11 protein-coding genes are annotated in these 13,888 nt (G+C 67.4%); 9 read left to right on the plus strand and 2 right to left on the minus strand.

Annotated features, from left to right (window positions below):
- Positions 1 to 13 precede the first annotated feature (13 nt).
- Complete coding sequence (locus RR42_RS19830; RefSeq protein ID WP_043350583.1) at positions 14 to 952, minus strand: LysR family transcriptional regulator; 939 nt, start codon at positions 950 to 952, stop codon at positions 14 to 16.
- 357 nt (positions 953 to 1,309) lie between these two features.
- On the opposite strand from RR42_RS19830, the gene RR42_RS19835 reads away from it, so the two are divergent.
- A complete protein-coding gene (locus RR42_RS19835; protein ID WP_043350588.1) occupies positions 1,310 to 2,623 on the plus strand; it encodes an MFS transporter in 1,314 nt (437 codons plus the stop codon).
- A 55-nt stretch (positions 2,624 to 2,678) separates the two neighbouring features.
- Positions 2,679 to 3,890, plus strand: coding sequence for a M20 aminoacylase family protein (locus tag RR42_RS19840; protein WP_043350590.1), 1,212 nt, complete (start codon positions 2,679 to 2,681; stop codon positions 3,888 to 3,890).
- Positions 3,891 to 4,002: 112 nt separating this feature from the next.
- Here RR42_RS19840 and RR42_RS19845 read toward each other — a convergent pair whose 3' ends face one another.
- Complete coding sequence (locus tag RR42_RS19845; RefSeq protein ID WP_043352445.1) at positions 4,003 to 4,926, minus strand: hypothetical protein; 924 nt, start codon at positions 4,924 to 4,926, stop codon at positions 4,003 to 4,005.
- Between the two features lie 364 nt (positions 4,927 to 5,290).
- Here RR42_RS19845 and gcl point away from each other — a divergent pair, with 364 nt between their 5' ends.
- From gcl to RR42_RS37810, 7 genes are all read left to right on the plus strand, one after another.
- Positions 5,291 to 7,066: a glyoxylate carboligase gene (gcl, locus tag RR42_RS19850; protein WP_043350593.1), complete on the plus strand. Its 1,776-nt coding sequence runs from the start codon at positions 5,291 to 5,293 to the stop codon at positions 7,064 to 7,066.
- A gap of 121 nt (positions 7,067 to 7,187) precedes the next feature.
- Positions 7,188 to 7,970 (plus strand): hydroxypyruvate isomerase, encoded by a 783-nt coding sequence (gene hyi / locus RR42_RS19855; protein WP_043350597.1) that lies wholly within the window; start codon positions 7,188 to 7,190, stop codon positions 7,968 to 7,970.
- Between the two features lie 51 nt (positions 7,971 to 8,021).
- The gene (gene glxR, locus RR42_RS19860; RefSeq protein ID WP_043350601.1) at positions 8,022 to 8,948 is read left to right on the plus strand and encodes a 2-hydroxy-3-oxopropionate reductase; all 927 of its coding nucleotides are present in this window, start codon (positions 8,022 to 8,024) and stop codon (positions 8,946 to 8,948) included.
- 88 nt (positions 8,949 to 9,036) lie between these two features.
- Positions 9,037 to 10,350, plus strand: coding sequence for a glycerate kinase type-2 family protein (locus RR42_RS19865; RefSeq protein ID WP_043350604.1), 1,314 nt, complete (start codon positions 9,037 to 9,039; stop codon positions 10,348 to 10,350).
- A 64-nt stretch (positions 10,351 to 10,414) separates the two neighbouring features.
- Positions 10,415 to 11,893 carry a pyruvate kinase gene (pyk, locus tag RR42_RS19870; RefSeq protein ID WP_043350606.1) on the plus strand — a complete coding sequence of 493 codons (1,479 nt, stop codon included), beginning with the start codon at positions 10,415 to 10,417 and terminating at the stop codon, positions 11,891 to 11,893.
- A gap of 101 nt (positions 11,894 to 11,994) precedes the next feature.
- Positions 11,995 to 12,888, plus strand: coding sequence for a neutral zinc metallopeptidase (locus RR42_RS19875; RefSeq protein ID WP_043350609.1), 894 nt, complete (start codon positions 11,995 to 11,997; stop codon positions 12,886 to 12,888).
- Positions 12,889 to 13,018: 130 nt separating this feature from the next.
- Positions 13,019 to 13,774, plus strand: coding sequence for a TetR/AcrR family transcriptional regulator (locus RR42_RS37810; RefSeq protein ID WP_144409861.1), 756 nt, complete (start codon positions 13,019 to 13,021; stop codon positions 13,772 to 13,774).
- Positions 13,775 to 13,888: the final 114 nt, after the last annotated feature.

The following is a 13,888-nucleotide window of genomic DNA, read 5'->3' on the forward strand; positions in this document are numbered from 1 at the left end:
TGCATCACTGCACTCACCTGCCCGCACGCACCGCGGGCCGCCCGCGCGGCATCGTTTGCGCGCAGTGCCGTACCTCCTTGCTGAACTCGGCGCAGGCGTGGGTCATCAGGTCTTCCGATCGGTAGACGAGGAACACGCGGAACTCGGGTAGTTCGTCGCTGATCGGCAGTCGAATCAATGACGAAGCATCGAGCCGCAGCGGGCCGGTGCCGTCGAAGACAAAGTCGGACCACATGCTGATCAGGTCGGTGCGCGTGGCCAGCTGCAGGCCGAGCAGGTTGGAGGCGCTCTGCACCACGCGCTTGGGCATGTCGAGGCGGTGCAGCCGCATCACGCTGGCGAGCGGGCTGCCAGGGTCGTCGAGCGGGTCGAGGACGAGCCAGTCGGCATCGAGCAGCGGCCGCAGCCGGCGTACCCGCCGCAGCGGATGGCCGGCGCGCACGGCCAGCGACATCCCGATGGAAAACAGCGGTTCCCACTGGAAGGCGCCGGTGCCGGGGCCGCTGTTGGTGGAGATCAGGCCGAGGTCGAGCCGGCCTTCGCGCAGGCCTTCGAGGATCTGTTGCGGGCGCAGCTCGAAGCCGCGCAGGCCGACGTTGGGAAAACGCTTGCGGAACGCGGCCATGGCGTCGGGCAGCGGACCGCTGGAGGCCACCGCGGTGAAGCCGATGTTGAGCTGCGCGTCGGCGTGGCCGCGAATGGCTTCGATGTCTTCCAGCGCATGCCGCAGTTCCTGCTCCACCAGGCTGGCGCGCTTGACCAGCGCCACGCCATAGGCGGTCAGGCTCACGCCGCGCACGGAGCGCGACATCAGGGTGACGCCGAGTTCGCGTTCCAGTTCGGCGATGGCTTTGGACAGCGCCGGCTGCGACACATGGAGGCTGCGCGAGGCCTCGTGGATGCTGCCGTGCTGGGCCACCGCCAGCAGGATGCGTAGTTGCTGCAGCTTCATCTTGGCTTTTCCTCTTTTTATGTTCTTCCAGGCGCCCCGCAACGGTGCGCGCCGCCCCGCAGCCGTGCCCGAGCGCCGCTGGCGACACGACTGCGCGCACCCGGTGCTACGCCGCGAATGCCCATGGATACTCATGGCACAAGGCTTCTCGGTACTTGTACCGATAGCGGCGCGACGGTGGTTATGACGGCGATGCCATTTGGTTATCAGGATGAAAATATATGATTTTTGGCTTGCCGTGTTTGCCTTAATACTTCATCGCCAGGGAGTCCCCACTTTCCCGCGATGGATGCCCGGCAAGCGCCAGCCTCCACGGCCCCCACCCCTACCCCCTCAACCAGTTCGTGGAGATCCGACATGAACGATGCCACCCTGCCCGCGGCGCCCTCGCTGGCCCCTTCCCAGGCCACGCCCGCGAGCCCGGCGCGTCAGAGCCAGTCCCGCCTGATCGCCGCCTGCTCGATCGGCAATGCGCTCGAGATGTACGACTTCACCGTCTACAGCTTCTTCGCGTTGCTGATCGGCAAGCTGTTCTTTCCGTCCGACAGCGCATACGGCTCGCTGCTGCTGGCGGTGGCGACCTTCGGCATCGGCTTCGTGATGCGGCCGCTGGGCGGCTTCGTGATCGGCAACTACGCGGACCGCCATGGCCGCAAGGCAGCGATGACGCTGACCATCGGGCTGATGGTGATTGGCACGATGTGCCTGGCCTTCGCCCCGACCTACGCGGCCGCTGGCTTGTTCGGGCCGGTGATGATCGTGGCCGGACGCCTGCTGCAGGGCTTTTCGCTCGGCGGCGAGATTGGCGCCTCCACCGCCATGCTGATGGAGTCCGGCGGCATCAATGGCCGCGGCTTTCGTGTCAGCTGGCAGCTCGGTAGCCAGGGCATCGCGGCGACGCTGGGCGCGCTCACGGCCGCCATTCTCTATGGCGTGCTGCCGCAGGCGTCGCTGGAAAGCTGGGGCTGGCGCGTGCCCTTCGTGCTGGGCCTGCTGATTGCGCCTGTGGGGCTGTATATCCGCGCTCACCTGGACGAGACGCACACGGCCGAGGCGCACGCGCCCAGCCCGCTCGGCACGCTGTTCCGCGAGCATGGCGGCACGGTGGTCAAGGGCATCCTGACCATCATCGGCGGCACGGTCGGCACCTATCTGGTGGTGTATTTCATGCCCACCTACATGATCCGCGAACTGCATCTGCCGCCATCGCTGTCGCTGCTGTCGGGCTGCGTGACGGGTGTGGTGTGCCTGGTGATGTCGCTGGTGGCCGGCACGCTGGCCGACCGCTTGCCGCACCGCAAGCCGCTGGTGCTGGGCTCGATGGCCTTCACGCTGGTGTGCCTCTATCCCGCGTTCTGGCTGATGACCCATTACCCGAGCGTGCCGCTGGTGCTGTCGCTGTCCGCGTTGCTGACCGCCAGCGTCTACCTGGGCTCCACGCCGATGCTGCTGATGATGATGGAACTCCTGCCGGCCCATGTGCGCGCCAGCGGCCTGTCGGTGATCTACGCGGTTGGCGTGACGGTGTTCGGCGGCTCCTGCCAGTTCATCGTCACCTGGATGCTGGCCAAGACCGGCAACCCGATGGCGCCCGCCTTCTACATGATGGCCTGTGGCGCGGTGACCATCCTCGCGGTGCTGACGATCCGCGAAAACGCCCAAGCGCATTGAGCGCTCCCCTCCTCTACCCGGCCAGGCCGGCCAACTTGCAGCAAAGGATAAACACATGACCCGCGAACCGACCCTGACGCCCTTCCAGCTGCTGCCGCACCTGCTGCCGGCGATCCAGATCGATGCCGAGACCTTTATCGGCATCCGCCGCCAGATCCACGCCCAGCCTGAGCTCGGCTTCGAGGTTGGCGCCACCAGCAAGCTGGTGGCCACCTTGCTGGAGAGCTGGGGCTACGAGGTGCACACGGGCATCGGCAAGAGCGGCGTGGTCGGGCAGCTGAAGCTGGGCAACGGCAAGCGCCGCCTGGGCATTCGCGCCGACATGGATGCGTTGCCGGTCGTCGAGGCCACGGGCCTGCCGTATGCCAGCAAGATCCCGGGCAAGATGCACGCGTGCGGCCACGACGGCCACACTGCCATCCTGCTGGCCGCCGCCAAGGCACTGGCGGATAGCCGCGATTTCGATGGCACCCTCAACCTGATCTTCCAGCCCGACGAGGAGAACCTCTGCGGCGCGCGCGCGATGATCGAGGATGGCCTGTTCGCGCGTTTCCCGTGCGATGCCGTGTTCGCCTTGCACAATATGCCGGGCGTGCCCGCCGGCACCTTCCGCGTGCTCCCCGGCCCGGTGAGCTTGTCGTCCGACGTGGCCGACGTGACCATCAAGGGCGTGGGCGGGCATGGCGCCATGCCGCACCGCGCGCGCGATCCGATCGCGGCGTCCGCGGCCATCGTCACCGCGCTGCAGACGGTGGTGGCGCGCAATGTGGCGCCGGACGATACGGCCGTGGTATCGGTGGGCTTTATCCGTGGCGGCGCCACGCACAATGTGATTCCGGAATCAGTCACGCTGGGCCTGAACGTGCGCGCGGCGCGCCCGGAGACGCGCGCGCTGGTGGAGCAGCGCATCCGCGAGATCGTCAGCCTGACCGCGCAGGCGCACGGCGTGGAGGCGCACATCGACTATCGCCAGCTGACGCCGCCGATGGTCAACACACAGGCCGAAACAACGCTGGCGCAGCAGGTCTGCGCCGAACTGGTCGGCACCGACAAAGTCGTGACGCAAGCCCCCAAGGGCCTGAACGGCAGCGAGGACTTTGCGTGGATGCTGAACGAGGTGCCGGGCTGCTACCTGATCCTCGGCAACGGCGAAGGCGAGTTCGGTGGCTGCATGGTGCACAACCCGGGCTACGATTTCAACGACCGGGTGCTGCCGCTGGGCGCGGCTTGCTGGGTCCGGCTGGCCCAGACCTACCTGGCGGGCTAAGAGGCCATTTCAAAAAGACTCTGGCGTCGTTGCGCGGCCTTGGCCGTACCACTTGTACTGTCTGCGGCCGCGCGCCTAGCCAAAACCGCTTCGCTTCATTTTGAAACAGCCTCTAAGGCAGCGCAGGCAGCGTGGGCGGACCCGCTGCTGCGTGGTCCGCGTGGTCCACTTGTGCCGCGGCATCCTCCTGCGGCGAGGCCGCGGCTGCATCCCCGAGCGCGCTTGCCTGGCGGACTTCGGGCGGTAACGGTGCCGGAGACGGGACTGCGGATGGGGCCGCTGCGATGGGTACGACGGCGGACACTGCCGATGCCGCCGCGCTCGGCGTCGGCGCCTTTTCCAACTGCGCGCTGATCTGCGCCGCTTCGCCAAGCACGTAGGCAAGCCGGCGCAACGGCCGGCTGACCTGCAATTGCAGGAAGACCGCCAGCGCCGCGCCCGACACGAAGCCGAGGCCATAGAGCGACAGCAGCGGCAGCAGGCTGCCGCCTTTGCGCGGCAACTCGAGCAGGCCCGTAACCAGCGCCAGGGCGCCCGGGCTGACCACGATCAGCAGACCGACCGTCTTCGCCATGCCCTCCCACATCCGTAACTGCACCTCCACCCGCCGTGCCCTGGCGCGCAGCGCCTGGGCGGGGACGCGCGCCAGCGAGCGCAGCAGCGCGCTCTCCGCCTCATCGTGCCGGTCGACCTGGTCGGCCAGTGCCCCGAGCGGATCGCGCAGCCGGCGCGCCAGTGCCGGCAGGTGCGTGAGCAGCAGCGCCGCCAGCCCCGCCACGCTGCCGCCCAGCAGGCTGTAGACCAGCCGCGCCAGCCATGGCGCCGGCGTCTGCAGGATCTGGTACCTGGTGTACAGCACGGCGCCGGTCACTAGCAGCGCAGCCACCGAACAAGCCCAGAACAGCACCAGCAGGCCCCGCTGCAGCCGCATCAGGTTCATGGCGCTCGCGGGCGAACCGGCGGTATCGGATACGGCGCTCGGCTTGCGCTTGAGCGCGTCAAGCAGCTCGCGGGTGGGAGGGAGCCTGGTATGCATGGCGGTCAGGTTGGCGATAGATGGTTCCTGCGCCGTGCCTTGACACAGGTACTGGCGCGATACCCGCACATTGTCGCCATTTAGCGGGCTGCGGGGTGCGCGCCGTGGCCGTCGGGCGGGCTTTTCCCGCCATTTCCTACGTATCGTTGCCGTCACACAACGTATGTCAATGACACGCGCCAGACCACGTCGGGCGGCCGTGTTTTCTGCCTCGGGCCTCCTCATTCGATATCACGGGTATCGAATCAACTGATCTCCCTTCCCTTTATCCCAACCCGCTTGCGGGAATAGCATGGGCTCCAACAGTGATTCGCAGCCATCCATAGCCATTCACAAAACATCGCATCAACGATTGGAGACAGACATGCCGAAGATGAGAGCAGTTGACGCGGCCATCGCCGTGCTGGAAAAAGAAGGTATCACCACCGCGTTCGGCGTGCCCGGCGCCGCCATCAACCCGTTCTACTCGGCCATGCGCCGGGCCGGCACCATCGACCATTTCCTGGCGCGGCACGTGGAAGGCGCCTCGCACATGGCCGAAGGCTACACCCGCGCCGAAGCCGGCAACATCGGCGTGTGCATCGGCACCTCGGGCCCGGCCGGCACCGACATGATCACCGGCCTGTACTCGGCCTGGGCTGACTCCATCCCCATTCTCTGCATCACCGGCCAGGCGCCGCGCGCCCGTTTGTACAAGGAAGACTTCCAGGCTGTCGACATCGAATCGATCGCCAAGCCGGTGACCAAGTGGGCCGTGACCGTGCGCGAGCCGGCGCTGGTGCCGCAAGTGTTCCAGCAAGCCTTCCACCTGATGCGCTCGGGCCGGCCGGGCCCGGTGCTGATCGACCTGCCATTCGACGTGCAGGTCGCCGAGATCGAGTTCGATCCGGAAACCTACCAGCCGCTCGCCCCGTACAAGCCGGTTGCCTCGCGAGCGCAGATCGAGAAGGCCATTGCCATGCTCAACGCGGCCGAGCGCCCCCTGATCGTGTGCGGCGGCGGCGTGATCAACGCCGACGCGGCCGAGCTCCTGGTGGAATTCGCCGAGCTGGTCAACGTGCCGGTGGTCCCCACGCTGATGGGCTGGGGCGTGCTGGCTGACGACCACCCGCTGCAGGCCGGCATGGTTGGCCTGCAGACGTCGCACCGCTACGGCAACGCCACGATGCTGGCATCGGACTTCGTGCTCGGCATCGGCAACCGCTGGGCCAACCGCCACACCGGCAGCGTCGAGGTTTACACCAAGGGCCGCAAGTTCGTGCACGTGGATATCGAGCCTACCCAGATCGGCCGCGTGTTTGGCCCCGACCTGGGCATCGTCTCCGACGCCAAGGCGGCGCTGGAGCAGTTCGTGGAAGTGGCGCGCGAGATGAAGATGGCTGGCCGCCTGCCGTGCCGCAAGAGCTGGGTGGCGGACGTGCAAAAGCGCCGCCGCACCATGCAGCGCAAGAGCGATTTCGACAACGTGCCGGTCAAGCCGCAACGCGTGTACCGCGAGATGAACCAGTACTTCCCGCGCGATGTGCGTTACGTGTCCACCATCGGCCTGTCGCAGATCGCCGCCGCGCAGTTCCTGTCGGTCAACGAGCCGCGCCACTGGATCAACTGCGGCCAGGCCGGCCCGCTGGGCTGGACCATTCCCGCCGCGATCGGCGTGAAGGTGGCCTCGCCGGAATCGGATGTGGTGGCCATCTCGGGCGACTACGACTTCCAGTTCATGATCGAAGAACTGGCCGTGGCCGCGCAGTTCAAGGTGCCCTACATCCACCTGGTGGTGAACAACTCCTACCTCGGCCTGATCCGCCAGGCGCAGCGCAACTTCGAGATGGACTACTGCGTGCAACTGGCCTTCGACAACGTCAACTCGCCTGAGCTCAACGGCTACGGCGTGGACCACGTGAAGGTGGTCGAAGGCCTGGGCTGCAAGGCGATCCGCGTGTTCAAGCCGGAAGACATCGCGCCGGCCTTTGCCGAAGCGCGTGACCTGATGGCCGAATTCTCGGTGCCGGTGGTGGTGGAAGTGATCCTGGAGCGCGTGACTAATATCGCGATGGGCACCGAGATCGACAACATCAACGAGTTCGAGCCGATCGAAGACATCGAGGAAGCCATCCTCAAGGAAGAAGTGGAAACGGCGTAAGCACGGCAGGCTGACAAGCGCGGGCCACGAGCCCGCGCGCAGCGCTGCATCCCCTGACGCGCCCCCCCAATCACCGCATCCGCGCGAGCGGAATCACAAGACAAGTCATCCGGAGACATCCATGCCAAAACTTGCCGCCAACCTGACCATGCTGTTCAATGAAGTGGCTTTCCTCGACCGCTTTGAAGCCGCCGCGCGCGCGGGCTTCCGCGGCGTGGAGTTCCTCTTCCCCTACGCCTTCCACGCAGACCAGATCGCCGACCGGCTCAACCGCTTCCAGCTCGACCTGGTGCTGCACAACCTGCCGGCGGGCAAGTGGGAAGCGGGCGAGCGCGGCATTGCCTGCCACCCGGACCGCGTGAGCGAGTTCCAGGACGGCGTGGGCGAGGCGATCAAGTACGCCAAGGTGCTGGGCGTGCGCCAGCTGAACTGCCTGGTCGGCATCCAGCCGCAGAACGTCAAGCGCGAACAGGCGCAGGAAACACTGGTGGAGAACCTGCGCTTCGCCTCGCAAGCGCTGGGCGCCGAGCAGATCGACCTGCTGGTCGAGCCGATCAACACCTTCGACATCCCCGGCTTCTTCCTGTCGCGCACGCAGCAGGCGCTGGACCTGATCGCACAGGTCAACGCGCCCAACCTCTACGTGCAGTACGACATCTATCACATGCAGCGCATGGAAGGCGAAATCGCCGCCACGCTCAAAGCCAACCTGCCGAAGATCAAGCACGTGCAGCTGGCCGACAACCCGGGGCGCAATGAGCCGGGCACCGGCGAGCTGAACTACCACTTCCTGTTCCAGTGGCTCGATGAGATCGGCTACGGCGGCTGGGTCGGCTGCGAGTACAAGCCGCGCACGACCACCGTCGAAGGCCTGGGCTGGCGCGCGGCACACGGCGTGCAGTAAGCGGAACAGGCAAATCCACAAACATTCAACATCCCATCAAGGAGACATCACATGGCAAACCAACGCAACGTCGGATTTATCGGCCTGGGCATCATGGGCGCACCGATGGCGGGCCACCTGCGCGCGGCCGGCCACACGTTGTTCGTGCATGACGTGAACCCCGCGCCGCAAGCACTGGTCGACGCCGGCGTCACGGTCTGCACCAGCGCCGAGGAAGTGGCCAAGCGCGCGGACATCATCGTGATCATGGTGCCGGACACCCCGCACGTGGAAGCCGTGCTGTTCGCCGAAAAGGGCGTGGCCGCCGCGCTCAAGGGCGCCGGCAAGCAAGCCGCGCACGGCAAGATCGTGGTCGACATGAGCTCGATCTCGCCGATCGCCACCAAGGACTTCGCCGCGCGCGTCAACAAGCTCGGCGCGGCCTACCTGGATGCACCGGTGTCCGGCGGTGAAGTGGGCGCGAAGGCCGCATCGCTGACCATCATGGTCGGCGGCCCGCAAGAATCGTTCGACGAGGTCAAGCCGCTGTTCGACCTGTTGGGCAAGAACGTGACGCTGGTCGGCGGCAACGGCGACGGCCAGACCACCAAGGTGGCCAACCAGATCATCGTGGCGTTGAACATCCAGGCCGTGTCCGAAGCGCTGCTGTTCGCCTCCAAGGCGGGCGCCGATCCGGCACGCGTGCGCCAGGCACTGATGGGCGGCTTCGCAGCTTCGCGCATCCTGGAAGTGCACGGCGAGCGCATGGTCAAGCGTACCTTCGATCCGGGCTTCCGCATCGAGCTGCACCAGAAGGACCTGAACCTCGCGCTGCAAGGCGCGAAGGCGTTGGGCGTGGCATTGCCCAACACCGCCACCGCGCAAGAGCTGTTCAATACCTGCGCCGCCAACGGTCTGGGCAAGCAGGACCACTCGGCACTGTGCCGCGCCATCGAGATCATGTCCAACCATGAGATCGCCAAGGGTGGCGCCAAGTAAGCCAGCAGCACCATCACGGCCTGCCTTGGCAGGCCAGTATCACTCCCGGCAGCTTGCGGCCGGGAACGCAGCACTTCCGGATCCCGTCATGCTCGCCACCGATTCCTACCCTACCCTGCTGGCGCCCCAGCGCCCTGCCGGACTCACCGATCCGCGCGCCCTGCTGCGCGACCTGTTCGATACCGCGGTTGCCGCCGTCAGCGCCAGCCATTGCCTGGTGCCGCACCTGCCCACGCCGCCCAAGGGCCGCACGGTGGTAATCGGCGCCGGCAAGGCCGCCGCCGCCATGGCGCAAGCTGCCGAGGCGCACTGGCAAGGCGAGATTTCCGGACTGGTTGTGACGCGCTACGGACATGGCGCGCCGTGCCAGCGTATCGAGGTGGTGGAAGCCGCGCACCCGGTGCCCGACGAAGCCGGCCAGCGCGCCGCGCAGCGCATGGTGGCGCTGGTCAAGGACCTGAGCGCCGACGACCTGGTGCTGTGCCTGATCTCCGGCGGCGGCTCCGCGCTGCTGGCAGCGCCGGCCGACGGCATCACGCTTGCCGACAAGCAAGCCGTGAACAAGGCGCTGCTAAAGAGCGGCGCCAACATCGGCGAGATGAACTGCGTGCGCAAGCACCTGTCGGCGCTCAAGGGCGGCCGGCTGGCGTTGCACTGTGCGCCCGCGCGCGTCGAGACCCTCTTGATTTCCGATATTCCCGGTGACGATCCCACGCTGATCGCCAGCGGCCCGACCCTGCCCGACGCCACCACCTGCGCCGACGCGCTGGCGGTGATCGCCAAGTACGGCATCGAAGTGCCGGCCAATGTGCGTGCCCACCTGGAGAGCGGCGCGGGCGAAACGCCCAAGCCCGGCGATGCGCGCTTCGACGGCCATCGCAGCGTCACGCTGGCCACCGCGCAGCAATCGCTGCAAGCCGCGGCGGCGCGGGCGCGCGAGCTGGGCGTTGAAGCCCACATCCTGTCCGACAGCATCGAAGGCGAATCCCGCGATGTGGCGCTGGTGCATGCCGCCATCGCGCGGCAGGTTGCGCAGCATGGCCAGCCGTTCAGGAAGCCCTGCGTGATCCTGTCCGGCGGCGAGACCACGGTGACGGTGCGCGGCAGCGGCCGCGGCGGGCGCAATGCCGAATTCCTGCTGGCGCTCGCGGTCGCACTGGACGGCCTGCCGGGCGTGCATGCCATTGCCTGCGACACCGACGGCATCGATGGTTCCGAAGACAACGCCGGTGCGTTGCTCGCCCCCGATACGCTGACCCGTGCCGAGGCGCGCGGACTGTCGGCGCGCGCGCACCTCGGCAACAACGATGGCTACGGCTTCTTCGCCGGCCTGGACGACCTGATCGTCACCGGCCCGACCCGTACCAACGTGAACGACTTCCGCGCCATCCTGATTGTGTAAGCCCTGAATTTGAACAACGGCGCGCCCATGCGGCGCGCCGCCCGAGATTGGAAGAGGAGACAAAATGAGACGCCAGCGCAAAGCCAAGATCGTTGCCACGCTCGGACCGGCCAGCACCGACATCGAGGTGATCCGTCAGTTGTTCGAAGCCGGAGCGGATGTCTTCCGCCTGAACTTCAGCCACGGCTCGCACGACGACCACAAGCGCCGCTACGACGCCGTGCGCCAGGTCGAGGCCGAGACCGGCCGCCCCATCGCCGTGCTGGCCGACCTGCAAGGCCCCAAGCTGCGCATCGGCACCTTCGCCGCGGGCAAGGTGGCGGTCAAGGCCGGCGACGCTTTCGTGCTCGACAGCGACCCCAGCCCGGGCGACGCCACCCGCGTGCACCTGCCGCATCCGGAACTGTTCCGGGTGGCCGCGCCGGGTCAGTCGTTGCTGATCGACGACGGCAAGGTGCAGTTGAAGATCGAGGCGGTGGCCAGCGGCAGCATCGCCACGCGCGTGGTCAACCACGGCACGCTGTCCGACCGCAAGGGCGTGAACGTGCCCGACGCGGTGATCCCGATCCCCGCCCTGACCGAGAAGGACCGCAAGGACCTCGACTTCGCGCTGGCGCTGGGCGCCGACTGGATCGCGCTGTCGTTCGTGCAGCGCCCGGCCGACATCGTGGAAGCGCGCGAGATCATCGGCACCCGTGCCGGCGTGCTGTCCAAGATCGAAAAGCCCGCCGCGCTGCAGCAGCTCGAGGAAATCGTGCGCGTGTCCGATGCGGTGATGGTGGCGCGCGGCGACCTCGGTGTGGAACTGCCGCCGGAGCGTGTGCCGGGCGTGCAGAAGCGCATCTTGCGCATTTGCCGCCAGCACGGCAAACCCATCGTGATCGCCACGCAGATGCTGGAATCGATGATCGATTCGCCGGTGCCCACGCGCGCCGAGGCATCCGACGTGGCCAGCGCCATCTATGACGGCGCCGATGCGGTGATGCTGTCGGCCGAGTCGGCCAACGGCCGCCACCCGGTGCCGGCGGTGGCCATCATGAACCGCATCATCACCGAGGTGGAGCGCGATCCGCTGTACCGCAACCTGCTGGACGCGGGGCATGAGGCGCCGCTGTCCACCCGTCAGGATGCGATCTGCGCGGCGCTGCGCGAGGTCACGCAGATCATCGGCGCGGTGGCTACCGTCACCTACACCTCGTCGGGCTCCACCGCGCTGCGCGCCGCGCGCGAGCGGCCGTGCGCGCCCATCGTCAGCATCACGCCGAACCTGGAAATCGCACGGCGGCTGGCGATTGCGTGGGGCGTGCATTCCACCGTCAGCCCTGACGTGCAAAGCGTGGACGAGATGGTGGATGCGGCAACCCGCGCGGCGCTGGCAGAGGGCTATGCCGAACCCGGCGACCAGATCACCATCGCGGCAGGCATGCCGTTTGGCCAGGGCGGCACCACCAACCTGCTGCGCGTGGCCGAAATCGGCGGCGCGCAGCCGGGCAAGACGCCGGGGCAAGCCACTGCCAGCACGGCACCGGCGGTTACCGCCTGATACACCACGCGCATGCGTTGGCGGCATTGCCGTTGCTATACTGACCGACACGCTGCGGCCACCTTTTTGCCGCGGCGATCAACCAGTAATGCGGAGCCACCATGCGTCTCGACGACGAAGCCGAAAGCCAGAATGTAGAAGACCGCCGGGGTGAAGGCTCCGGCGGTTTCGGCGGCTTTGGCGCGGGGCCCAGGACGCTCGGCATCGGCACCATCCTGGTGGCGCTGGCGGCGTCTTATTTCTTTGGCATCGACCCGTCCGTGATCATGCAGGGCGCCTCGGTGCTGCAGGGCTCGCAGCAGCAAGCGCCGCAACAGCAGCATGTGCCCAGCCATCCCCCCGCCAAGGACCAGATGACGGTCTTCGTGCGCAAGGTGCTCGGTAACACCGAGCGCACCTGGTCGCATATCTTCGAGACCGATCTCAACCGCCGCTATGCGCCGCCCACGCTGGTGATCTTCTCGGGGGCCACGCCTACCGCCTGCGGCACGGGCCAGTCGGCCATGGGGCCGTTCTATTGCCCGGGCGACCAGAAGGTCTATATCGACCTGGCCTTTTACGATGAATTGCGCCAGCGCTTCGGGGCTGGCGGCGACTTTGCCCAGGCCTACGTGATTGCCCACGAGATCGGCCATCATGTGCAGAACCTGCTCGGCGTGTCGGGCAAGGTCGACGCCGCGCGCCGCCGCATGGGCGAGGCGCAGGCCAACCAGTTGTCGGTGCGCGTGGAACTGCAGGCCGATTGCCTGGCCGGCGTATGGGCCGCCACCGCGGAGCGCATGAACCAGCAGCTGCTGGAGCCCGGCGATATCGAGGAAGGCCTCAAGGCCGCCGCCGCCATCGGCGACGACCGCCTGCAAAAGCAGGCCCAGGGCTATGTCGTGCCGGAGGCGTTCACCCACGGCACCAGCGAGCAGCGCACGCGCTGGCTGCGCCAGGGCCTGACCAGCGGCGACATCCGCAAGTGCGACACCTTCGCGGCCAAGCAACTCTGACCCACGCCCGCGGATGACCGCGCTGCGCCGGCGCTCCGGGCAGCGCCCCCTCGCTGGTGGGGCACTTATTTGTGCTGAATTCGCCATGTAAACGTTGTTTACAAAGTGAGCGGTGTTTATAATCGCGGCCATGTCCGCCACCCGCCCAGCACAATCCAGCCCGTCGGCCCCGCCCGCAAACGTACCCGCCACGCCGGTTGCCGCGCGTGCCGGCGCGCCCATTGCGCCCATTGCGCCCATTGCGCCCATTGCGCGGGTCAGCGGTGCCGAGTTGCGGCGCGAAAGTGTGCGCGAAGCCTTTTTCAATGCGGCCCGCGCGTTGTTTGCCGAGGCGGGATTCAGCGGCGTCACGTTGCGCCGCATCGGCGAGCGCTGCGGCTATAGCGCGGCCGCCATATACCGGCATTTCGAAGACAAGACCGCACTGCTGTTCGAGCTGTGCGCGCAGGACTGGGTACGCCTCGCGGCGGCCCTGGCCGACGCGCGTGCCGCCGCGGGCACGCCGGCCCTGGCGTTGCCGGCCGTGCTCGATGCCTATGTGTCGTGGGCCCTGGCCAACCGCCACAGCTATCACCTGATGATGATGATGGGCCTGCCGGCCGACGCCGAGCGCGCGATCGACCTGCGCTGGGGCGAGCGTTTCCCGGAAGACCCGGTGAACGCGGTGCTGATGGCCTGCGTGCATGACCAGCAAGCCACCGCGCTGATCGATTCGATGTACGACCCCGGCGATGTCACCAACGCGGTGTGGACTGCCGTGCACGGGCTGGCCGCGCTCGAAATCACGTTCGAGCACCTGCCCCACGAGGACTGGCAGCCGCTGGCGCATCGGCAGCAGGTGCTGCTCGCCGCGCTGCTGCGCGGCTTCTCCCAACCGTCCCGCTAGAGCGACGGCCAGACACACTTCCCCCACAGCGTTTGTGCCACGCTGCCCGGCGCGTTTGCCCGCTCGCATCTCGCGGTGCCAGCGCGCCGGATCCGTTCCACCGCGCCGGCGCGG

The sequence above is a fragment of the Cupriavidus basilensis genome (genome assembly GCF_000832305.1).
In the GTDB taxonomy this organism is placed as follows: Bacteria; Pseudomonadota; Gammaproteobacteria; order Burkholderiales; family Burkholderiaceae; genus Cupriavidus; species Cupriavidus basilensis_F.